Raw genomic sequence first — 22,047 nt, 5'->3', positions numbered from 1 at the left:
CATCCCCACGGAGAAAAACAAATGCGCCAAGCCGAGCGTGCCCTCTTCGACCTGCGACGCGGACTTCCGATCCTGCTGCGCCAACCCGCCGGCGACAGCCTGGTCCAGGCGGTCGAGGGGCTTGATGACGACGCGCTCGCCGCGCTCCAATCCCTGTCCGGCTCCCCTGCCCGACTCATACTGAGCCAGCACCGCATGGTCGCGCTCGGACACGACGGCGCACGCGACGCGGTTTCACTCGCCCTCGCGCCGCTGCCGTCGAGCCGCGTCCTGCGCGAACTGGCATGGATGCACGGCGCCGCCCTGCCTGCCGGCGCCACTGAAACGCGGTGCAATGATGGCGAACGCGCCGCTCTGCGCCTGCTCGGCCGCGCGCAACTCGTACCCGCCGCCGTTGCCTGTACCGTAACACCCGCGCAGAACGAAGCGGTCGCTGCCGAAGTGGCAAGCGGAAACCTGCTCGCGGTCAGCGCGGCAGAGGCGCAGCAACTGTGCGAAAGCGGTCCCGGAGCGCTCACTCGCATCAGCGAAGCCCGTGTGCCGCTCGCTGAGGCCGAGAACAGCCGTTTCGTGCTGTTTCGCGAGGGCGACGGTGTGCACGAACACGTGGCGATCGTGATCGGCGATGCCGCCCAGTGGCCCGAGGCGGTCCCGGTGCGACTGCATTCGTCCTGCCTCACCGGAGACCTCTTCGGCAGCCTGCGTTGCGACTGCGGCGAGCAACTACGCCGCGGCGTTGCCGCGATCAACGCCCAAGGCGGCGGCGTTCTGCTTTACCTGTCGCAGGAGGGTCGCGGCATCGGGCTCGCCAACAAGCTGCGCGCCTACGGCCTGCAGGACGAAGGCCTCGATACCATCGACGCCGACCAGGTCATCGGGTTCTCCAAGGACGAACGCGATTTCCGCGTCGCCCACGAGATGCTCGACCAACTCGGCGTCCAGAAGGTTCTGCTGCTGACCAACAACCCGAGCAAGGTCGAAGCCCTGCACCACGCAGGCATCAACGTCGTCGCCCGCCAGGCGATCTACGGCGAGGTCACGACCCAGAACCAGCGCTACCTGCAGACCAAGGCCAACCGCCACGGCCACTGGCTGCATGATCTGCTGACGGAGCAGGACGAACCCGCCTCCGCCGAGCCCGAGCTCCTCCCCGCCCCAGGCGCAACCAGCAGCCTCTGAGCGAAGGGTTCCGGCTGCGGCACTCAGCCTCGGGCCGGATCGTGCTCGTCAGGGGCGCCCAGGGACGCAAGTTCGAAATCGTGGGTATCTTCGATGACACGTGCGAGAACGGTGGCGAAATGCTCGACCAGACGCTCGCCGAGCGCGGCATCGGCCAGCCGGGCATCGCCGGTCGCACCGCCAGGGTTAAGGTCCTGCGCCATCCAAGCAAAGCCCGCCTCGCCTTCGGGCCCGAGCACGCGGCCACGTGCCGCCATGTCGCGGCCGATGGACGGGAAATCGGCAATCGCCTCTCTGCGCACCTTGTGCGGCGCCAGGTGCAGCATCATCGCCGTCTCCAGCGCGCCGCCATGCAGGCCGTGACGCAACTCGGCGGCGGGCAGCGCATCGGGCGGGGGCGCAAAGCGGAAGTAGTTGGCCCGCACCACCAGCATCCGGTGCGCGACGCGCAGCTTCAGCGCGGCGAGATCGAGCACGGCCTTGTTGCCGCCGTGGCTGTTGAACAGCATCAGTCGGCGGAAACCCGCGCGTGCCACGCTGTCACCCAGCTCCACCATGGTCGCCAGCGCAGTCTCGGGGCTCAGGCTCAGCGTCCCCGCAAACGCACCGTGCTCAAGGCTCAGCCCCACCGCCAGCGGCGGCAGCACGCACACCGGCAGCCCGGGGCGCAGCTTCGGCAGCGCGGCCTGCAGCAGGCCGAGCGCAATGTCGAGGTCGGTGGACAGCGGCAGATGCTCGCCATGTTGCTCGATGGCAGCCAGGGGCAGGATCGCGACGCCGTCCTCATCGGCAAGACGGGCGATCTGGCGCGGCGTGAGTTCCTGCCACCAGGGCAGCGCAGGCTGGGCAATCATGAATACGGTTTCCGTGCAGGGCATTCAACGCCACCGATCATAGCCTGCCCGAGGCGCGGCGAGACTCTGCATTCAGCGAGCTCCGCATGAGCCACGCGCCGCCGTCTCGCATCGGATCCATCGCCGGCATCGCGCTCGCGCTGTGCGTGCTGAACCTCCTGCTCGCCCACGGCAACGCCTGGCCGACGCTCTGGCCTGCGCTGGAATGGCGCCTGGCGCTGGAGTTCGCGCCCGCGGTGGCCCTGATCGCCGCCTGGGGCGTGCTGTACGGGCGTGTACCGCGCCGGCTGCAGGTCGCGCTCGCCGTGCTCGGCACACTCTGGGTGGTGCTGCACTACATCGACGTCACCGTGCCCGCCGTGCTCGGCCGCCGCATCAACGTCTATTGGGACGCACCCCACCTCGGCGCGGTCGTCAGGATGGGCGGGCGCGAGGGCCTGTCGGCCCAGGTGCTGCTGGCGGTGCTCGGCGGCATGCTCCTGCTCGCCCTGTTGTACGTGATCGTGCGCCGCTGCATCGCCCTGCTCTCCCGCGGCGCCGAGCAAGGGGCCGGACGCATCCTGATGCTGACGTTTGCGGGGGCGACGCTGGCGCTCTGGCTGTCGCAAGATCTGATCGGACGACCGGCTGCGCACACCTTTGCCCCCACCGTGACCGGCATGCTGGCCGAACAGTACCGGCTGCTGTCGACCGCGTTGTCGCGCACCGCGGGCGCCGAGCGCCTCGGCCCGGGACCGGCGTTCACCGGGACGCTCGCGGCACTTGACGGCGCAGACGTGCTGATCGTGTTCGCCGAAGCCTACGGCGCGGTAACGCTCGACCGCCCCGAGATCGCCCGCACACTGGACAGCCACCGCAAGAAGCTCACCGCTGCGATCACCGCCAGCGGGCGGCAGGTGATGTCCGCGCGGCTGGTGTCACCCACCTTCGGCGGGGCCTCGTGGCTCGCCCATGCCAGCCTGCTCGCGGGCCTGGACATGCGCGACCCGACCGATTACCAGTTGCTGCTCACCACCGAGCGCCCGACCCTGGTGCGCCACTTCGCGGCCAACGGCTACCGCACGGTCGGCTGGTTGCCGGGCATCCAGTTGCCGTGGCCGGAGGGCGCCTTCTACGGCTTCGAGCGCTACGCCGACGCCGGGCGCATCGGCTACGCCAGCCGCCCGTTCGGCTTCTGGCGCATCCCGGACCAGGCCTCGATGGCGCTAATCCATGTGCAGGAGTTGGGCGGGGACTTCCGGAGCACGTACGATGCGAACGCCGCCCCGGGTACGGACACGGCTTCGGACAACGCAGGCGACTCGGGCAGAACCGGCAAAGCGAACTCGCCCGGCCCACGGACCGCGATCGCCGGCGGCGCCGTGCGTCAGCCGCGGCTGATCGTCTTTCCCACCGTGACCACGCACGCCCCGTTCCGCGCGCTGCCACCTTACCGCAACGATTGGTCGAGCCTGCTCGGCGCCGAGGCCTTCACCGAGGACGAGGTCGATGCCGCCGAGGCCGTGCCGACGAGCTGGTCGAACCCCCTGCCCGCCTACATCGCGTCGATGCGCTATCAGTTCGACTGGCTGACGGACTATCTCGCGCGCTACGCCCCGGCGAACCTGGTGACGATCGTGATCGGCGACCATCAGCCGATCGGCAGCGTGAGCGGCCCCGACCAGCCCTGGGACGTGCCGGTGCATGTCATCGCCAGCATTCCAGCCCTTCTTGAACGCCTCGAAGCCGCCGGATTCGTGACCGGCCTTGTGCCGCCAGCAACCCCGCTCGGCCCGACGCATGCACTGACGCCGATCCTGATCGACGTCTTCGGCCGGACCGAGTGAGCCCCCGGGCTGAACCCCCCGGTTGAACCTCCTACCCGGCCGCCGCGCTGCAATCAGCCCGCGACCGGTTTCACCCGGCTCGCTGCCAGCTTCGCGCGCTCGCGTGCCTCGGCCACATCACTGCCATTGGCCACCGCCACGCCCATGCGGCGCTTGACGAAGGATTCCGGCTTGCCGAACAGGCGCAGGTCGCTGCGCGGCACCGCCAGCGCCTCGGCCACGCCCTCGAAGCGCATCGCCTGCGCATCGACGCCACCGTAGATCACCGCCGACGCGCCCGGCTCGCGCAGCGCGGTGTCCACCGGCAGGCCGAGGATGGCGCGCGCGTGCAGCTCGAACTCGGACAAGCGCTGCGAGCACAGCGTCACCAGCCCGGTGTCGTGCGGGCGCGGACTGACCTCCGAGAACCACACCTCATCGCCCTTCACGAACAGCTCGACGCCGAACACCCCGCGTCCGCCGAGGTTGCCGGTCACCGCTGCCGCGATCTCTCGAGCGCGCGCCAGCGCCGCCGGGCGCATCGCCTGCGGCTGCCAGGATTCGACGTAGTCGCCCGCCACCTGCACATGGCCGATCGGCTCGCAGAAATAAGTCTGCACCTCCCCACTGGCGTCCCGCGCACGCACGGTGAGCAGCGTGATCTCGTATTCGAAATCGACGAAGCCCTCGACGATGATCCGGCTCTGCGCCACACGCCCGCCCTGCATGGCGTAATCCCACGCCTTCTTCACGTCCTCGGGGCCACGCAGCATCGACTGCCCCTTGCCCGACGAGGACATCACCGGCTTGACGATGCACGGGTAGCCGATGCCGCCGTCTACCGCAGCCTGCAGTTCCTCGAGCGAATCGGCGAAGCGGTAGGGCGAAGTGGGCAGGCCGAGCTCCTCGGCGGCCAGCCGGCGGATGCCTTCGCGGTTCATCGTGAGCTGGGTGGCGCGCGCGGTCGGGATGACCTCGGCCAGCCCGGCGGTCTCGATCTCGGCCAGCATGTCGGTGGCGATCGCCTCGATCTCGGGCACGATCAGGTGCGGGCGTTCCTGCTCGACCAGCGCGCGCAGCGCGGCGCCGTCGGTCATCGCGATCACGTGGGCACGATGCGCCACCTGGTGGCCGGGCGCGTTCGGGTAGCGATCGACCGCGATCACCTCCACGCCCAGGCGCTGCAGCGCGATGATCACTTCCTTGCCGAGCTCGCCGGCGCCCAGCAGCATCACGCGTAGCGCCGCAGGCGACAGCGGGGTTCCGAGATTCATCGAATGTCTCCTTTCCTTGATGTGGGTTCAGTCAGGCCGATTGCTCCGGCGGATTGAAGCGGTACAGCATGGTATTGCAGCGCGCGCAGGAGATGATGCGGCGCTCGTCCTTGCCGTGCGTGAGCCCCTCGTCCTTGAGCTCGGTCGAGTCGCAGGCACTGCAGCGTGGCGCACTCTCACTCTGGTTGTTGGCGTACAGGTAAGCGCTGAGCTCGGGGAGCGCTCGCTTCTTCTGCTCCAGGCGATGGAACTTGCGCAGGATCAGCCAGAAAACGAGGAAGACCCCCATGATGAAGAGGATCGGTAAGGGAACGGTAGACATCGGATCGGGCGCCTCGTGAAAAAATAAGAAGTTTCAGGACCATACGGACGTCGGGCGGCCACGTCCCTGTTCTCGGTCAAATCCGCGCATCGGTCGGCGGCAGGGGCAGCGCCGGACCTGCGCTGCCTTCACTGGCCAGGTCCTCAAGCTCATCGTCCTCGAGCTGCACCGACTCGATCTTATGGAAATGGGCCGTGATCTTGCGGCTGGAGGTCTGCACCTCCTGCACGTCGCGGCTGGCCTGCTCGATATGACGCGCGAGCGCCGCCATGCGTTCGTCGAAGCGGCGGAAATCCTTCGCCAGCTTGCCGAGCGCGTCCTGGATCACATGCACCTGCTTGCGCGTCTCGACGTCCTTGAGCACCGCGCGTGCGGTGTTGAGCACCGCCATCAGCGTGGTTGGCGACACGATCCACACGCGCTTGGCCTGCGCATAGGCGACGACCTCGGGGTGATAGGCGTGCAGTTCGGCAAACACCGCCTCGGCGGGCAGGAACATCACCGCGCCATCGGACGTGATGCCGGGCAGGATGTACTTCGAGGCAATGGCGTCGACATGGCGCTTGACGTCGGTGCGAAAGGCCTGCTGCGCGGCGCGGCGGTCGAGCTCGGCCGCATCGCTGTCGAACATGCGGTGGTAGTTCTCGAGCGGAAACTTTGCATCCACCGCCACCTTGCCGGTGGGCGCGGGCAGCGTGAGCAGGCAGTCGACGCGGGTGTTATTGGGCAGCACGGCCTGGAAGGCGTAGGCGTCGGGCGGTAGCATATTCTGCACCAAGGCCTCGAGTTGCACCTCGCCGAAGGCGCCGCGCGCGCGCTTGTCGCCGAGCAGCTCCTGCAGGCTCACCACATTGGTGGTGAGGCCGTCGATCTTCTTCTGCGCCTCGTCGATCGTGGCCAGGCGCGCCATCACGCTGGCGAAGGTCTCGTTGGTCTTGCGAAAGCCTTCGTCCAGGCGCTGGTTGACCTGGCCCGACAAGGTGTCGAGGCGGCCGTCGACGCTTTGCACCAGCACCTTCATGCCACGCGAGAGTTGCAGCGATGCGCCGGTGAGGCCGCGCTGCAGCAGCTCGCGGTCGGCGCGGGCGTGCTCGCCAATGCGGTCGGTCTGGCGCGCGAGGCCTTCATGCAGATCGCGCAGCAGCTCGCGATGCTGGGCGCCGAGCTGCTGCTCCATCAGTTCGGACAGCTCGTCGCCGAGCTGCGCGGTGAGCTTGCGGCCACCGGTGTAGCTGCGCACCAGCAGCCACACCAGCAGCACCAGCACCGCGGCCAGCAGGCCGGCGAGCAGCGTGTCGGCCTGGGTCAGTTGTGGCATCTGCACCCGTCAGCCCAGCGCACGCAGGCTCGCCAGCGGCGGCCGGTTCAACAGCGCACGCGTGCCCAGCCAGCCGCCCGCCACCACGCCGGCCGCGCCCAGCACCACCGCCACCAGCACGGGAACGAGCGCCGGAACATACGGCATGCGGAAAACCTGCTCGGCCAGCACCCAGCCGATCGCGCTCGCGCCGATGCCGGCGAGCACGCCGGCCACGCCACCGAGGACCAGGAACTCCGCAAACAGCGCCTGGCGCACCTGGCGATTGCGCGCACCAAGCGTGCGCAGCATGGCGAGCTCGTAGTCGCGCTCGTCGTGGGTGGCCTGCAGCGCCGCATAGAGCACGACCAGCCCTGCCAGCACCGCAAAGCCGAACACGAACTGCACGATCACGATCAGCTTGTCGGTCATCGCCTGCACCTGGGCGATCACCGCGGCGATGTCGATCACCGTCAGGTTGGGGAAGGCGCCGACCAGTCGGGTGGTGAAGTCGTGATTGCCCGGCGGCAGGTGGAAGCTGGTGATCAGGCTCGCCGGGTAGTTTTCCAGCACGCCATCGGACGCGATGAAGAAGAAATTGACCCGCATCGAGTCCCAGTCGAGCTTGCGCACGCTGGTGATCGGCGCCTCGACGCGCTGCCCGGCGATCTCGAAGGCGACGCGGTCGCCCACCTTCAGGCCGAAGGTCTGCGCCAGCCCGGCTTCCACCGAAAACTGCGGCTCGGCCGCCGCCCCATGCCAGCGCCCGGACTGGACCACGTTGCCCGAGGGTAGCGCCGCGCCGTAGGACAGGTTGAATTCGCGCTCGGCCAGCCTGCGCGTGCGCTCGTCCTCGAACACCGCGGGGTCGACCGCTTCGCCGTTGATCGCCACCATGCGGCCGCGGATCATGGGCTGGATCGCCGGTGCGGCGAGGCCCCCGGCCACGAAGGCGGCGGCCACGCCTTCGCGCTGGTCGGGCTGGATGTTGATGATGAAGCGGTTAGGCGCATCGGGCGGCGCCATGTTGCGCCAGTTGTCGAGCAGGTCGGCGCGCACCAGGGTGAGCAGCAGCAGCGCGGTCATGCCCAGCCCGAGCGCGGCAGCCTGGATGACGCTGCTGCCCATGCGCCGGCCGAGCGCGGCGATGCCGTAGCGCCAGCCGCCACCGCGCAGGCTGCCCTGGCCCTTGAGCCTACCGGCGAGTTTCAACACACCCCACGCGGCGAGTGCGAACACGCCCAGCGCCACCGCAAAGCCCGCCGCCACCATCGCCCCCAGGCGGGCGTCGGCCGCGATCCAGAAGATGAGCCCGAGCAGCGCCGCCAGCCCGAGCGCCCACGCGCTGCCCGACACCGGCTCGGCAAACTCGAACTCGCGGCGCAGCACGCGCAGCGTGCTCACCCGGCCCAGGCGCAGCAGTTGCGGCAGCACGAAGCCCGCGAGCAGCGCCATCCCTACCACCACGCCATGCGCCAGCGGCAGCAGTGACGGCGCGGGCAGTTCGGTGGCGAGGATTTCGCGCAGCCCGCCCGCCAGCCCCCATTGCACGCTCCAGCCGAGCGCGGTGCCTGCCACCGCTGCGGCCAGGCCGAAGATCAGGAACTCGCCGACCACGACGCCGAGCACCTGCGCCTGGCGTGCGCCGAGCACGCGCATCACCGCACAGCCGTCGAGATGGCGCGCCATGAAGCGGCGCGCCGACAGCCCCACCGCCACCGCGGCGAGGATTACCGCCAGCAAGGCAGCCAGGCGCAGGAAGCGCTGCGCCTGGTCGAGCGCGGCGCGCACCTCGGGGCGGGCGTTTTCCACCGTCTCCACGCGCTGGCCGCGGCCCAGGTTGGCGCGCGCCCACTTTTCGTAGGATTCGACGGCCTGCGGCGTGCCCGCCACGTGCAGGCGCCAGGTGGCGCGGCTGCCGACCGCGATCAGGCCGGTGGCGTCGAGGTCCTTGAGGTTGAAGATCGCCCGCGGCAGCAAGCTGAAGAAGTTGGCACCGCGATCGGACTCGAAGCTGACCATGGCGCCGACGCGAAACGCCACTTCGCCCAGCCCCACGGTGTCGCCGACCTTCACGCTCAGGTCAGCGAACAGGCGCTCGTCGAGCCACACTTCGCCTGGCTCGGGCGCGCGGCCCGCAGCAGCATCGGGCTGATTGGGCCCCGGCGCGATGCGGACGGCGCCGCGCAGCGGGTAGCCGTCCTCCACCACCTTGACCCCGCCCAGGGCCGCGGTTTCTGCGGTGCTGGCCATGCTGGTGAACAGCACCGTCTTCGCCGTCTGCAGGCCACGCCCGCGCGCCTCCTCGATGAAGGACTCCGACCACGGGCGATCCGCACGCAGCAGCAGGTCGCCGCCGAGCAACTGGTTGGCCTCGCGGTCGAGCGCGCGCCCGACGCGATCGGCCAGGAAGCCCACGCTGGTCAGGCTCGCCACCGCGATGACGATCGCCAGCCCGAGCAGGTGGAGTTCGCCCGCGCGCAGATCGCGCAGCATCATGCGGAAGGCCAGGCGCAAGGTTCGAATCATCGGGCGGCGCTCACTTCACGCCGCCGAGCAGGCGCTGCACCAGCGCGCACCAGTAGGCGACCCCGGCCGGCATCACCTCGTCGTTGAAGTCGTAGTTGGGGTTGTGCAGCATGCAGCCGCCCTCGCCCGGGCCGTTGCCGATCCAGATGTAGGCGCCGGGTTTTTCCTGCAGGAAGTAGGCGAAATCCTCCGCGCCCATGCTCGGGCGACGGTCGGTGAACACGCGCTCCGGCCCCGCCACCGCGCGCGCGGCCTCGGCGCACAGCGCGGCCTCGGCCACCGTGTTGACGGTCGGCGGATAGCCGCGGCGGAACTCGAACAGCACCTCCACGCCATGGCTCTGCGCGATGCCCTCGGCCACCTGGCGCAGGCCGCGCTCGAGGCGGTCGCGCACTTCGGCCGAGAAGGTGCGCACCGTGCCGCACAGCTCGGCGCGGTCGGGGATCACGTTGTAGGCCTCGCCGGCGTGGAACTGGGTCACCGACACCACGCCGGCGTCGATCGGGTCGAGCACGCGGCTGACCAGCGTCTGCGCCGCCTGCACGAAGGCCGCGCCCGCCACCACCGGGTCCACGCCCAGGTGCGGCATCGCCGCGTGCGCGCCGACGCCGGTGAAGCGGATGTCGAAGCGGTCGGCGCTCGCCATCACCGGCCCGGCGTGGATGGCGAAGGTCCCCGCCTCCATGCCCGGCCAGTTATGCATGCCGAACACCGCCTCCATCGGGAAGCGCTCGAACAGGCCGTCGGCGATCATCGCCGGCGCGCCGCCCTCGCCTTCCTCGGCGGGCTGGAAGATCAGGTACACCGTGCCGTCGAAATCGCGCCGCGAAGCGAGCGCCTCGGCCGCGCCGAGCAGCATCGTGGTGTGGCCGTCGTGGCCGCAGGCGTGCATGCAGCCCTGGATGGTGGACTTGTGCGCGAATTCGTTGCGCTCGGTGATCGGCAGTGCATCCATGTCGGCGCGCAGCCCGATCGCGCGCAGGCCGCGGCGCCCCCGCACCACGCCGACCACGCCGGTGCCACCGATGCCGCGATGGGTCTCGATGCCGAGCGCTTCGAGATGGCGCGCGACCAGCTCGGCAGTGCGATGCTCCTCGAAGGCGAGCTCGGGGTGGGCGTGGATGTCGCGGCGGATGGCGGTCAGCTTGTCCTTGAGGGGGCGGACGCTTTCGATGAGGCTCATGGCTGCACCATGTTGTTGTGGTTTGTAGCAGGGGGAACGAGTGTATTACAGGCGGGCGCGGCGGCGGTTCATGGTTCGCGCGCTTTGTCTGCTCGCGGGGTCTGAAGCCGGCGCGGGGACGAAGTTCCCGCCGGCGCCGTTCCCATTCCACGCGAAGCCGCGCCCGGCAAGTGCTCCCGCACCGCGCGAAACGCGCTGCCGCCAAGTTTTCTGCTGAAAGTGTCGAATCAGGCCCGATAATTGCGCATGACTGACATTACCGATACCTCCTCCGCGTCCCCCGCAAGCCCGCCGACCGATCCCGTGGCGCCGCCCGCTGCCGCGGACCCGGGCCTGCCCTTCGACGCCCTGCCCCTGCCCGCGGGCATGCTGGACACGCTGCGCCAGCTCGACTACCGGACCATGACCCCGATCCAGGCCGCCAGCCTGCCGCTGGCGCTCGCCGGGCACGACCTCATCGCCCAGGCCAAGACCGGCAGCGGCAAGACCGCGGCCTTCGCGCTGCCGCTGCTCGCCCGGCTCGATGTGCGCAACTTCGCCGTCCAGGCCATGGTGCTGTGCCCGACCCGGGAATTGGCCGACCAGGTCACCCAGGAGATCCGCCGCTTGGCACGCTTCGAGGCCAACATCAAGGTGCTGGCGCTGTGCGGCGGCACCCCGATGCGGCCGCAGCGCGACAGCCTGGAGCATGGCGCTCACGTCGTGGTCGGCACGCCGGGGCGCATCATGGACCACCTCGAGCGTGGCAGCCTCAAGCTCGACGCGCTCAACACGCTGGTGCTGGACGAAGCCGACCGCATGCTGGACATGGGCTTCCATGACGACATCGCCTTCGTCGCCGGCCGCTGCCCCTCCGAGCGCCAGACCCTGCTGTTCTCCGCCACCTACCCCGAAGGCATCGCCCGCCTGGCCGCGCGCTTCCTGCGCAAGCCGCAGGAGGTCAAGCTGCTCGAGCAGCACGCGGGCAGCAAGATCCGCCAGCGCTTCTACGAGGTCGCCCACCCGGCCCGGCTGGAGGCGGTCGCCAAGCTGCTGCGCCACTACCGCCCGGTCAGCACGCTGGCCTTCTGCAACACCCGCCAGCAATGCCGCGATCTGGTCGAGCTGCTGCGCGCGCAAGGCTTTGCGGCGCTTGCCCTCAACGGCGAGATGGAGCAGCGCGAGCGCGACCAGGTGCTGATCCAGTTCGCCAACCGCAGTTGCTCGGTGCTGGTCGCCACCGACGTCGCCGCGCGCGGGCTGGACATCGCCCGGCTCGAAGCGGTGATCAACGTCGACGTCACCCCCGACCCGGAGATCCACATCCACCGCATCGGCCGCACCGGCCGCGGCGACGAGGAGGGCTGGGCGCTGAACCTGTGCAGCAGCGCCGACAAGCGCCGCGTCGCGAGCATCGCGCAGATGATGGGCTTCGAGCCGGAGTGGCACGCGCTCGACGAGCTGGTGGAAGACGCAAGCGAGCCGCTGCAGGCGCCGATGGTGAGCCTGCTGATCCTGGGCGGACGCAAGGACAAGATCCGCCCGGCGGACGTGCTCGGCGCGCTCACCGGCGAGGCCGGGTTCACCCGCGAACAGGTCGGCAAGATCACCGTCACCGACCAGACCACCTACGTCGCGGTCGAGCGCGCGATTGCGCGCGATGCGGTGCGTCGCCTGTCGGCGGGCACGCTCAAGGGCAAGAAGGTGAAGGTGCGCGCGCTCGAAGCCTGAAGCGGGCGTGAGGCTCGGGGTGCGAGGCTCAGGCTCTGAGTCGGGGGCGCCACGCCCCCAGCCTCGGGTTTGGCGCTACGCCAGCCTCGCGATCTGCGCGCGCAAGGCCTCGCATTCGGCCTCGAAGCCCGCGCGCGCAGCGGCAAAGTCCGCTTCCCAGCGCTCGACCTGAACGGCCTGGCGGTAAGCGGGATCCAGTTGCAAGGTCTGCACGGCAAGCATCAGGTCGGCGACCTGGGTCTGCAGCTCGGCGACCCGACGCCTCAGGGCGCTGCCCGCGGGCGCCGTGCCCGCCTGCGCAGTGCTCGCCTCCTCGTTCTCCCGCGCCCACCCCGCCAGTTCGGCGGTGATGCTGCGCAGCCCCTCGAGGTCGCGCGCCTGGTAGGCCGCCTGCACGCGCAGGAAAACGTCGTGCGCCTCGGCGCGTTCGGCCTCCTCCGCACGGTCCGGGTGGCAACGCATGGCCGCGGCGCGATACAGCCCGCGCAGTTCGTCCTGCTCGTCGTCGTCGAGTTCGGGCAGCGGCGTGGACGTGTGCTCCGTGCTGCGGCGGTAGGCGTCGAAGTCCTCGTCGGCCTGACGCGCCTGTTCGCGGTCGGCCGCCGCGCCCGAGCGCGCAGCCTTGAGGCTGAGATATTCCTGGCGCAGGCGCAGGCACTCGTCCACCACGTCACCAAGAGCGAGGAACTGGTGCTGCTCGTAGCTGCGCACCTGTTGCTCCATGTCGGCGAGACGGCCGGTGAAGTCGAGCATCTGACCCTGCAAGCGGACGCAGCGCGCGAGCAAGCGTTCGGCGTCCGGATCGGGCGCCGCGACGATTGCGGCAGGCGCGCCAGGGTCGTCCTCGAAGCGGGGCGTGTCGTGACGTTCAGGCACCGGAAGGACCTCCCTCACGCCGGCCGGTACTTCGGCCGACACTTCGGCCGACACTTCGGGCGTCATCTCGGGCGGCACATCGGGCACCACCGGCACGGGCGCGACCCGCGGCGGGGCGACGGCCACGGTGGCGGTCTTGCCGCCGAAGAAGAAGCGAGCGATGGTGGCACGGATCCTTGCCAGGGACAGGCGGAAACCCAATTTCGGCCTCGGTTTGGTGTAGTGATGGAATCGACATTCGCCATATTGCACCGCACCATAAAGTCATGACAACAGTTGTTCGTTCGGGCGCTGCAAACGGCGGCTTATCCTTGGCGCACTCAAGACCGCTCGCGGGGTCTGAAACCGCACGGGAACGACGCGCCGCCGACCCCGCGTTGCCCGAGATCAACCGGAAGCCCTTCACCTTGAAGCTCTACTACGCCGACCATTTCGTCCTGCCCCTGCCCGAGGGCCACCGCTTTCCGATGGAAAAGTACGCGCGCCTGCGCAAGCGCCTGCTCGACAGCGGCCTGTTCGCCGATGACGACTTGCGCGTCCCCGCTGCCGCCAGCGACGCAGAGATCCTGCGCGCCCACGACGCCGGCTACCTGCACCGCGTCGCCAGCGGCACCCTGGACGCGGCCGAGGTGCGCCGCATCGGCTTTCCGTGGAGCGCAGCGATGGTCGAACGCTCCCGCCGCTCGGCCGGCGCCACGCTGGCCGCCTGCCGCAGCGCGCTCGATCGCGAGGGCGGCACGGTCTGCGCCGCCAACCTCGCCGGCGGCACACACCACGCGCACCGTGACTTCGGTTCGGGCTTCTGCGTGTTCAACGACGCCGCCATCGCCGCGCTGGCGATGCAGGCCGAGGGCCGCGCCGGTCGCATCGCGATCGTCGATTGCGACGTGCACCAGGGCGACGGCACCGCCACCATCCTCGCCGATACGCCCGAGGTCTTCACCTGCAGCGTGCACGGCGCCAGGAACTTCCCCTTCCGCAAGCAGGCGAGCGATCTCGACATCGAGTTGCCCGACGACACCGGCGACGAGGCCTACCTCGCCGCGCTCGATCAAGCGCTCGACACCGTCTTCACCCGCGCCCGGCCCGAACTGGTCATCTACCTCGCCGGCGCCGACCCCTACGCCGGCGACCGCCTCGGCCGCCTCGCGCTCAGCATCGACGGCCTGCGCCTGCGCGACGAACGCGTGCTCGGCATGTGCAGCGCCACCAACGTCCCGGTCGCCGTGGCCATGGCCGGCGGCTACGCGCAGCCGATCGACGACACGGTGACGATTCACATCAACACCATCTGCACGGCGGCGCGGGTCATGCAACAGGACGAACGGCGATGACGCGCCAACTGCTCGGTATCGACTTCACCTCCGCCCCGCGTCGCGCCAAGCCGATCACCGTGGCTTGCGGCCATCTGGATGGTGCGCGCGTTGTGCTCGACAATTTCGAGCGCTGCGCGGACTGGCCGAGCTTCGAAGCTCGGCTCGCCCGCCCCGGGCCATGGCTGGGCGCTTTCGACTTTCCTTTCGGCCTGCCGCGCGAGGCGACTATCGACCTTGGCTGGCCGCAAACCTGGCCCGCGCTCGTGCGCCACTGCGCCGCGCTTGGCAAACCCGCCTTTCGCGCCGCACTCGACGCCTACCGCGAATCCCGCCCCGCCGGCCGGCGCTACGCCCACCGCGCCACCGACCTGCCGGCGCGCTCGCACAGTCCGCTCAAGCTCGTGAATCCGCCGGTCGGCCTGATGTTCCTGGAGGGCGCGCCGCGGCTGCTCGCCGCGGGCGTGGATGTGCCCGGGACGCACGACGGCGACCCGAACCGCATCGCCATCGAGGCCTACCCCGGGCTGCTCGCCCGCCGCATCACCACCGCGTCGTACAAGAGCGACGAGCGCCGCAAGCAGACCATGGAGCGCCGTGCGGCGCGCATCGGTATCGTTAGCGCGCTCACCGCCGAGCGGCCCGCGGCGGAACGCACCCTGGCCCCACCGGTGCTTGTCGCCACGCCAGCACAGCGCCAGGCCCTGGTCGACGATGCCAGCGGCGACCTGCTCGACGCCGCGCTCGCACTTCTGCAAGCCGCCGCCGCCGCACGCCATGGCCCGCCGCGCTTCGGCCTGCCCGCCGCGATGGACCCGCTGGAAGGATGGATCGCCGGCTGCACGGCCGGCAGCGCCTAGCGCAAGTCTTGCACTCCGCGACCACCGGCTCTGCACCATCGACGAGCATGAAGCTCCCAAGCTCGTGCAGATGCTCGTTGTCGAACACGCGCCGAGGTGACGCGCAGGCCGCGACAGGATGCATATCTCGCAGGCGGGTGGGCGCTTTCATCAGCACCCACCCCTCCACCCACTTCGCTGGCACGCCGTTTGCTTTTTCCTTGGAGCAGGACATTTCATTCGCGCAGTTGATTCAGCCATTCACAACGCTTTTTTCGGCACAATACGAACGCGTTACGGCTTCACCCAAACACCATCCCTGATCACCCCGGAGATCCAGAGCATGAAGAGAACCGTCGTCGCAGTCGCCCTGATGAGCATCGGCCTCACCGCCGCCCACGCGCAGGAAATGGTCGTCAAGCTGGGCGGGGCCGCGCCGCTCACCGGCAACCAGTCGCACCTTGGCAAGGATCTCGAGAACGGCACCCGGCTGGCCATCGAGGAAGCCAACGCCAAGGGCGTCACCATCGGCGGCAAGAAGATCAAGTTCGAGCTCGTCGGCGAGGACGACCAGGCCGACCCGCGCACCGGCACCACGGTGGCGCAGCGCCTGGTCGATGCCGGGGTGAAGGGCGTGATCGGGCATCTGAACTCGGGCACTTCGATTCCGGCCTCGCGCATCTACGACCAGGCGGGCATTCCGCAGGTGTCGCCGGCCTCGACCAACCCGAAGCTGACGCTGCAGAACTTCACCGGCGTGTTCCGCACCATCGCCAACGACGTGCAGCAGGGCACCGGCCTGGGCAAGTACGCCACCGGCGCGCTCGGTGCCAAGCGCGTGGCGATCATCGACGACCGCACCGCCTACGGCCAGGGCCTGGCCGACGAGACCGCGAAGGCGGTGAAGGAATCCGGCGGCGAGGTCGTGGCGCGCGAGTTCACCACCGACAAGGCCACCGACTTCAACGCCATCCTCACCAAGATCCGCGCCACCAACCCCGAGGTGATCTTCTACGGCGGCATGGACGCCCAGGCCGGGCCGATGGTGCGCCAGATGAAGCAGCTCGGGATCACCGCCAAGTTCCTCACCGGCGACGGCGGCTGCAGCCCGGAGATGATCAAGCTCGCCGGCGATGGCATGTCGTCCAGCGCCTACTGCTCGATGCCGGGCCTGCCGCTGGAGAAGATGCCGGGCGGCGCCGACTTCCGCGAGCGTTACAAGAAGCGCTTCAACGCCGACGTGCAGGTGTATTCGCCCTACGCCTACGACGCTGCGATGGCGATCATCACCGCGATGCAGAAGGCCGACTCGGTCGAGCCGTCCAAGTACCTGCCCGAGCTCAAGAACAGCAACTTCCCGGGCGTGATCGGCAACGTCTCCTTCGACACCAACGGCGACATCAAGGAAGGCGCGGTGACGATCTACAACTTCAAGGACGGCGCCTGGGTGCCGCTGTAAGCGCCTGAACCGCTGCCCGCGCCCCGGACCCACGGCGCGCGGGCAGCGCCCTCCATTTGCCCCCTCCCGCAGCAAGCACACCGGCGAACCCGCGCGCGCGTTCGCCGGGTCGTGGCGTGCGACCCCGCAGATTTCAAGAAGGCAGCATGGAAACCCTGATCCAGCAATTCATCAACGGGCTGGTGATCGGCAGCGTCTACGCGCTGATCGCGCTCGGCTACACCATGGTGTACGGCATCCTGGGCCTGATCAATTTCGCCCACGGCGACGTGCTGATGGTGGGCGCGCTGGTCGCGCTGCAGACCATGCTGTTCCTGATGGGCATGGCGCCCGGCATGTCGCCGCTGGTGATGCTGGCGATCGCGCTCGCGGTGGCGATGATGATCTGCATGCTGCTCGGCTTCACGATGGAGCGCCTGGCCTACCGCCGGCTGCGCAACGCGCCGCGCCTGGCGCCGCTGATCACCGCGATCGGCGTGTCCTTCCTGCTGCAGACCGTGGCCATGATCATCTGGGGCCGCAACTACCACACCTTCCCGCAGCTCATCTCGACCACCCCGCTGCAGCCGATTCCCGGCGTGTTCGTCACGCCGGTGCAGATCGCCATCGTGGTGGTGTCGGCGCTGCTGATGATCGGCCTGCTGCTGCTCGTCAATCGCACCCGGATCGGACGCGCCATGCGCGCCACCGCCGAGAACCACCGCGTCGCCAGCCTGATGGGTGTGGACACCAACGCGGTGATCGCGATGACCTTCGTCATCGGTGCGGCGCTGGCCGCGGTGGCCGGCGTAATGTTCGCCAGCAACTACGGCATCGCGCACTACGGCATGGGCTTCATGCCCGGGCTCAAGGCCTTCACCGCCGCGGTGCTGGGCGGCATCGGCAACCTGGGCGGTGCCATGCTCGGCGGCGTCGTGCTCGGCCTGGTCGAATCCTTCGGCGCGGGCTACATCGAGCACTTCACCTTCGGCTTCCTCAACTCGTCCTACCAGGACATCTTCGCCTTCCTCATCCTCGGCCTGGTGCTGATCTTCCGCCCCACCGGACTGCTCGGCGAACGCGTTTCGGACCGGGCCTGAGCGAGCACGCACCATGAACGAACTCGTCGCCGCCGTCCCCTGGCTGGGCAAGCGCAACCCCACCGCGGCGCGCTGGCTGATCATCCTCATCGCCATCGCCGCGCCCTTCATCGCCTGGCAGTTCGGCCGCAGCTGGGTGCGCATCCTCGACTTTGCGCTGCTGTACATGATGCTGGCGCTCGGGCTGAACCTGGTGGTGGGCTTTGCCGGCCTGCTCGACCTCGGCTACATCGCCTTTTATGCGGTGGGCGCCTACACTTTCGCGCTGCTCGCCTCACCGCACTTCGGCATCCACCTGCCGTTCTGGCTGATCCTCCCGCTGGGCGCCGCGTTCGCCGCGCTCGCCGGCATCATGCTCGGCTTTCCGGTGCTGCGATTACGCGGGGATTACCTCGCCATCGTCACGCTCGGCTTTGGCGAGATCGTGCGCATCTTCATGCTCAACCTGAACTACCCGGTCAACATCACCAACGGCCCGCAGGGCATCAACATGATCGACCCGATCAACCTGTTCGGCTGGGACCTGTCGCGCAACATCCGCATCAGCGAGGACTTCACCATCAACTCGCTGTTCCTCTACTACTACTTCTTCCTGATCGCGGTGGCCGGCTCCATCCTCTTCATCCAGCGCCTGCAGATCTCGCGCATCGGTCGCGCGTGGGCGGCGATGCGCGACGACGAGCTCGCCGCCAAGGCGATCGGCATCAACACGCGCAACATGAAGCTGCTCGCCTTCGCGCTCGGCGCCACCTTCGGTGGCGTGGCGGGGGCCTTGTTCGGCGCCTTCCAGGGCTTCGTCAGCCCGGAGAGCTTCAGCCTGATGGAGTCGATCGCGGTGCTGACCATGGTGGTGTTCGGCGGCATGGGCAACATCGCCGGCGCGGTGGTCGGCGCCTTCGTGCTCGCGCTGCTGCCCGAGATCCTGCGCGACGTCGCCGTGCCGCTGCAGCAGACGCTGTTCGGCCACGTGCTGCTCGACCCCGAGGTGCTGCGCATGCTGCTGCTGTCGCTGGCGATGATCCTGATGATGCTGCTGCGCCCGTCCGGCATGATCCCGGCGCGCGCGCGCTACTGCCACGACAAACACCTGAGCCAGCACCTGAACAACACGCTGAAGCAGGAGGGCGCGAAGTGATCACCCTGCTCGAGGCCCGCAACATCGGCAAGCGCTTCGGCGGCCTGCAGGCGCTCTCCGACGTCTCGCTGACCATCCGCAAGGGCGAGGTCTATGGCCTCATCGGCCCCAACGGCGCCGGCAAGACCACCTTCTTCAACGTGCTCACCGGCGCCTACACCCCCGACGGCGGCGAGTTCGTCTTCAACGGCAGCCTGCTGCCCACCGGCAAGCCGCACAAGGTCGTCGGCCGCGGCATCGCCCGCACCTTCCAGAACATCCGCCTGTTCCGCGACCTCACCGCGCTCGAGAACGTCATGGCCGGCCATCACATCCGCACCAAGGCCGGGGTGTGGGGCGTGCTCACGCAGAACCGCTTCACCCGCGAGGAAGAGCGCCTGACCACCGAGCGCGCCTTCGAGTTGCTGCGCTACGTGGGCATCCAGCGCTTTGCCGACGTGGTGTCGAAGAACCTCTCCTACGGCGACCAGCGCCGGCTCGAGATCGCGCGCGCGCTCGCCACCGAACCGCAATTGCTGGCACTGGACGAACCCGCTGCCGGCATGAACGCCACCGAGACCGGTCAGCTCAAGCAACTGATCCAGCAGATCCGCCATGACGGCATCACCGTGATGCTGATCGAGCACGACGTGAAGCTGGTGATGGGCCTGTGCGACCGCGTCGCGGTGCTCGACTTCGGCAAGAAGATCGCCGAGGACGTGCCCGCGGTGGTGCAGAAGGACGACGCGGTGATCGCCGCCTACCTGGGCGGAGGCAAGCATGCACACTGATCCCCACACTGTTTCCCACGCGGATTCGACTGCGCCGCTGCTGCGCGTGCACGACCTCAAGATCGCCTATGGCGGCATCCAGGCGGTCAAGGGCATCGACCTCGAGCTTTACGCTGGCGAGACGGTGTGCCTGATCGGCGCCAACGGCGCCGGCAAGACCACCACCTTGAACGCCATCGCCGGCGTGCTGCCGATCGCCGGCGGCGACATCCACTACAAGGGCGCGCGCATCAACGCCGTGCCGGCGCATCGTCGCCTGCGCGCCGGCATCGCCCTGGTGCCCGAGGGGCGCGGCATCTTCACCCGCCTGACGGTGGAAGAAAACCTGCGCATGGGCGCCTACAGCCGCAGCGACAAGGCGGCCATCGAGGCCGACCTCGAGCGCGTCTACACCATGCTGCCGCGCATCAAGGAGCGCCTGCCGCAGGTGGCCGGCACGCTGTCGGGCGGCGAACAGCAGATGGTGGCGATCGGCCGCGCGCTGCTGTCGCGCCCGCGCCTGCTGCTGCTCGACGAGCCCTCGATGGGCCTGGCGCCGCTGGTGGTGGAGAAGATTTTCGAGGTCGTGCAGTCGGTGGCGCGCGAGGGCGTAACCATCCTGCTCGTCGAGCAGAACGCCAACCTCGCGCTCGAGTTCGCACAGCGCGGCTATGTGATGGAGTCGGGACTGATCACGCTCACCGGCACCGGCAGTGACCTGCTAGCAAATCCGAAGGTGCGCGCAGCCTACCTGGGCGAGGAAGCGTAAGCCGTCGGGGCGGAATCCGGCCTGCGGTCGCGCACCGCAGCGGGCAGGGAAAGCGCTAACATTGCGCACCTTTTTCGTGCATCCCTCCCCGCCCGCTCAATGCACAACCTCAAGTACTTCTCCTGGTCCATCGGCTTCACCGTCTTCGGCCTCATCGGCGGTTATCTGGTGGGCGGCTGGCCAGCCGTCTTCATCGTCGCCGTGCTGGCCGTGCTGGAAACCTCGCTGTCCTTCGACAACGCGGTGGTCAACGCCACCGTGCTGCGCCACATGGACGAGAAGTGGCGCCAGCGCTTCCTGCTGTGGGGCATCCTGATCGCGGTGTTCGGCATGCGCATCGTGTTCCCGCTCGCCATCGTCGGCGTGGTCGCCAACATGGGGCCGATGGCGGTGATCGACCTCGCGCTGTTCAAGCCGGACGACTACGCGCGCATCCTCACCTCGGCGCACCACGAGATCGCGGCCTTCGGCGGCGCCTTCCTGATGATGGTGTTCCTCAAGTTCTTCATTGACGTGAACAAGGACACCCATTGGCTGGCGCCGATCGAGGCCCCGCTCACCCAGCTCGGCCGGCTCGAAGCGGCGCAGATCATGTTCACGCTGCTCGCCATCCTCTCCAGTTCGGCCTGGCTCGACGGCGCCGAACAGCGCATGGAATTCATCGTTGCCGGCGTGTGGGGGCTGATCGTCTACATCCTCGCCGACGGCATCGGCGCCATCATGGGCGGCGAGGAAGGCGAAGGTGGCCAGGTGGTCGCCAAGACCGGTTTCGCCGGCTTCATGTACCTGGAACTGCTCGACGCGTCGTTCAGCTTCGACGGCGTCATCGGCGCCTTCGCGCTCACCAACAGCCTGCCGATCATCGCCATCGGCCTCGGCGTCGGCGCCATGTTCGTGCGCTCGTTCACGCTGATGCTGGTCTATCGCGGCACGCTCGAGGCCTACCGCTACCTGGAGCACGGCGCCTTCTGGGCGATCGGCGCGCTGGCGGCGATCATGTTCATCGGCGTACATGTGCACATCCCGGAGACAGTCACCGGGCTGATCGGCGCGGTGCTGATCGCCGCGTCGCTGTGGAGTTCGATCCGCCACAACCGCGCCGCGCTCGCGCATTGATCGCCGCCCGACGACCACCATGCTCGCACCCGATCAGCTCGCCGCCATCGTCATCACCGTCTCGCCCGGCCCGGACAACCTCATGGTGCTCGCCATGGGCATGGCGAAAGGCCGCAGCCACGGCGTCGCCTTTACAAAGCTGGCTGGGGCTTCGCGCAATCCGGCTTTCCGGCCATGGTGCCGAGCGAAGACGGCCAGGACATCGAAGGCTACGTCTTCCGGTCGGCGCGACTTGCCGAGCACTGGGCGACGCTGGACGAATTCGAGGGCGCAGACTACGTGCGCGTGCTGACCAAGGCGACGCTGGCCAATGGCGAGGTGGTGGAGGCGTATGTGTATGCACTCGCGGCGGGGCAAGCGGGAGGTGGGGGCCGCGCGAAGTAAGGCCCGGTGCCCACTGTCTGCGCCTGAGCAAACTGGCAAGACGGGTTCGCCGGGGGCTTACGTTGTTTTTTGTTTTGTATTTGTAGACGGCCAAACGCCCTTGATCTTTTTGAGATCGAGGGCGTTTGTATTGTGTTTAGTCTGACGATGACCTACTTTCACGAGGGCGGACCTC

General features: G+C 68.8%; 18 protein-coding genes and 1 pseudogene. 12 read left to right on the top strand and 7 right to left on the bottom strand.

Annotation, left to right across the window (positions count from 1 at the left end; translation table 11 throughout):
- Window positions 1–21: 21 nt before the first annotated feature.
- Window positions 22–1,179: a GTP cyclohydrolase II gene (gene ribA, locus RBT54_RS12350; protein ID WP_320367372.1), complete on the top strand. Its 1,158-nt coding sequence runs from the start codon at window positions 22–24 to the stop codon at window positions 1,177–1,179.
- 23 nt (window positions 1,180–1,202) lie between these two features.
- Here the strand turns inward: ribA and RBT54_RS12345 are convergent, their stop codons facing one another.
- On the bottom strand, window positions 1,203–2,033 hold the full coding sequence (locus RBT54_RS12345) for a creatininase family protein (RefSeq protein WP_320367371.1): 831 nt from the start codon (window positions 2,031–2,033) through the stop codon (window positions 1,203–1,205).
- An 86-nt stretch (window positions 2,034–2,119) separates the two neighbouring features.
- On the opposite strand from RBT54_RS12345, the gene RBT54_RS12340 reads away from it, so the two are divergent.
- Entirely contained in the window at window positions 2,120–3,859 is a 1,740-nt protein-coding gene (locus RBT54_RS12340) for a hypothetical protein (RefSeq protein ID WP_320367370.1), read from the top strand.
- 53 nt (window positions 3,860–3,912) lie between these two features.
- Here RBT54_RS12340 and purT read toward each other — a convergent pair whose 3' ends face one another.
- The 5 genes from purT to RBT54_RS12315 all read right to left on the bottom strand — a co-directional run bounded on the left by purT (window position 3,913) and on the right by RBT54_RS12315 (window position 10,443).
- Window positions 3,913–5,112, bottom strand: coding sequence for a formate-dependent phosphoribosylglycinamide formyltransferase (purT, locus tag RBT54_RS12335; protein ID WP_320367369.1), 1,200 nt, complete (start codon window positions 5,110–5,112; stop codon window positions 3,913–3,915).
- 31 nt (window positions 5,113–5,143) lie between these two features.
- Window positions 5,144–5,434 carry a hypothetical protein gene (locus RBT54_RS12330; RefSeq protein WP_320367368.1) on the bottom strand — a complete coding sequence of 97 codons (291 nt, stop codon included), beginning with the start codon at window positions 5,432–5,434 and terminating at the stop codon, window positions 5,144–5,146.
- A 76-nt stretch (window positions 5,435–5,510) separates the two neighbouring features.
- Window positions 5,511–6,752, bottom strand: a complete 1,242-nt coding sequence (locus RBT54_RS12325; protein WP_320367367.1) for a DNA recombination protein RmuC — start codon at window positions 6,750–6,752, stop codon at window positions 5,511–5,513.
- A 9-nt stretch (window positions 6,753–6,761) separates the two neighbouring features.
- Window positions 6,762–9,260, bottom strand: a complete 2,499-nt coding sequence (locus tag RBT54_RS12320) for an ABC transporter permease (RefSeq protein WP_320367366.1) — start codon at window positions 9,258–9,260, stop codon at window positions 6,762–6,764.
- 10 nt (window positions 9,261–9,270) lie between these two features.
- The gene (locus RBT54_RS12315; RefSeq protein ID WP_320367365.1) at window positions 9,271–10,443 is read right to left on the bottom strand and encodes a M20 aminoacylase family protein; all 1,173 of its coding nucleotides are present in this window, start codon (window positions 10,441–10,443) and stop codon (window positions 9,271–9,273) included.
- A 246-nt stretch (window positions 10,444–10,689) separates the two neighbouring features.
- Between RBT54_RS12315 and dbpA the strand changes: the two genes are divergently transcribed.
- Window positions 10,690–12,153, top strand: a complete 1,464-nt coding sequence (gene dbpA / locus RBT54_RS12310) for an ATP-dependent RNA helicase DbpA (protein ID WP_320367364.1) — start codon at window positions 10,690–10,692, stop codon at window positions 12,151–12,153.
- Between the two features lie 75 nt (window positions 12,154–12,228).
- On the opposite strand, the gene RBT54_RS12305 is transcribed toward dbpA, so the two are convergent.
- Window positions 12,229–13,230: a molecular chaperone DnaJ gene (locus tag RBT54_RS12305; protein ID WP_320367363.1), complete on the bottom strand. Its 1,002-nt coding sequence runs from the start codon at window positions 13,228–13,230 to the stop codon at window positions 12,229–12,231.
- 206 nt (window positions 13,231–13,436) lie between these two features.
- On the opposite strand from RBT54_RS12305, the gene RBT54_RS12300 reads away from it, so the two are divergent.
- The 9 genes and pseudogenes from RBT54_RS12300 to RBT54_RS12260 all read left to right on the top strand — a co-directional run.
- Window positions 13,437–14,363, top strand: a complete 927-nt coding sequence (locus tag RBT54_RS12300; RefSeq protein ID WP_320367425.1) for a histone deacetylase — start codon at window positions 13,437–13,439, stop codon at window positions 14,361–14,363.
- Window positions 14,360–15,202 (top strand): DUF429 domain-containing protein, encoded by an 843-nt coding sequence (locus tag RBT54_RS12295; RefSeq protein WP_320367362.1) that lies wholly within the window; start codon window positions 14,360–14,362, stop codon window positions 15,200–15,202. The genes RBT54_RS12300 and RBT54_RS12295 overlap by 4 nt, the downstream gene beginning before the upstream one ends.
- Before the next feature lie 322 nt (window positions 15,203–15,524).
- Window positions 15,525–16,640 carry a branched-chain amino acid ABC transporter substrate-binding protein gene (locus RBT54_RS12290; RefSeq protein ID WP_320367361.1) on the top strand — a complete coding sequence of 372 codons (1,116 nt, stop codon included), beginning with the start codon at window positions 15,525–15,527 and terminating at the stop codon, window positions 16,638–16,640.
- Between the two features lie 146 nt (window positions 16,641–16,786).
- On the top strand, window positions 16,787–17,719 hold the full coding sequence (locus tag RBT54_RS12285) for a branched-chain amino acid ABC transporter permease (protein ID WP_320367360.1): 933 nt from the start codon (window positions 16,787–16,789) through the stop codon (window positions 17,717–17,719).
- A gap of 13 nt (window positions 17,720–17,732) precedes the next feature.
- The gene (locus tag RBT54_RS12280; RefSeq protein WP_320367359.1) at window positions 17,733–18,854 is read left to right on the top strand and encodes an ABC transporter permease subunit; all 1,122 of its coding nucleotides are present in this window, start codon (window positions 17,733–17,735) and stop codon (window positions 18,852–18,854) included.
- A complete protein-coding gene (locus RBT54_RS12275; RefSeq protein WP_320367358.1) occupies window positions 18,851–19,624 on the top strand; it encodes an ABC transporter ATP-binding protein in 774 nt (257 codons plus the stop codon). Before RBT54_RS12280 ends, RBT54_RS12275 begins: the two co-directional genes overlap by 4 nt.
- The gene (locus RBT54_RS12270; RefSeq protein ID WP_320367357.1) at window positions 19,614–20,372 is read left to right on the top strand and encodes an ABC transporter ATP-binding protein; all 759 of its coding nucleotides are present in this window, start codon (window positions 19,614–19,616) and stop codon (window positions 20,370–20,372) included. Before RBT54_RS12275 ends, RBT54_RS12270 begins: the two co-directional genes overlap by 11 nt.
- A gap of 99 nt (window positions 20,373–20,471) precedes the next feature.
- Complete coding sequence (locus tag RBT54_RS12265) at window positions 20,472–21,488, top strand: DUF475 domain-containing protein (RefSeq protein WP_320367356.1); 1,017 nt, start codon at window positions 20,472–20,474, stop codon at window positions 21,486–21,488.
- 165 nt (window positions 21,489–21,653) lie between these two features.
- Window positions 21,654–21,872: pseudogene (locus tag RBT54_RS12260) on the top strand (gamma-glutamylcyclotransferase family protein); the annotation flags it as partial.
- Between the last annotated feature and the right edge of the window lie 175 nt (window positions 21,873–22,047).

This window comes from Thauera sp. (assembly GCF_034003485.1).
In the GTDB taxonomy this organism is placed as follows: domain Bacteria; phylum Pseudomonadota; class Gammaproteobacteria; order Burkholderiales; family Rhodocyclaceae; genus Thauera.
The sequence above is the reverse complement of the archived record's forward strand: the minus strand, read 5'-3'. Positions and strand labels throughout refer to the sequence as shown.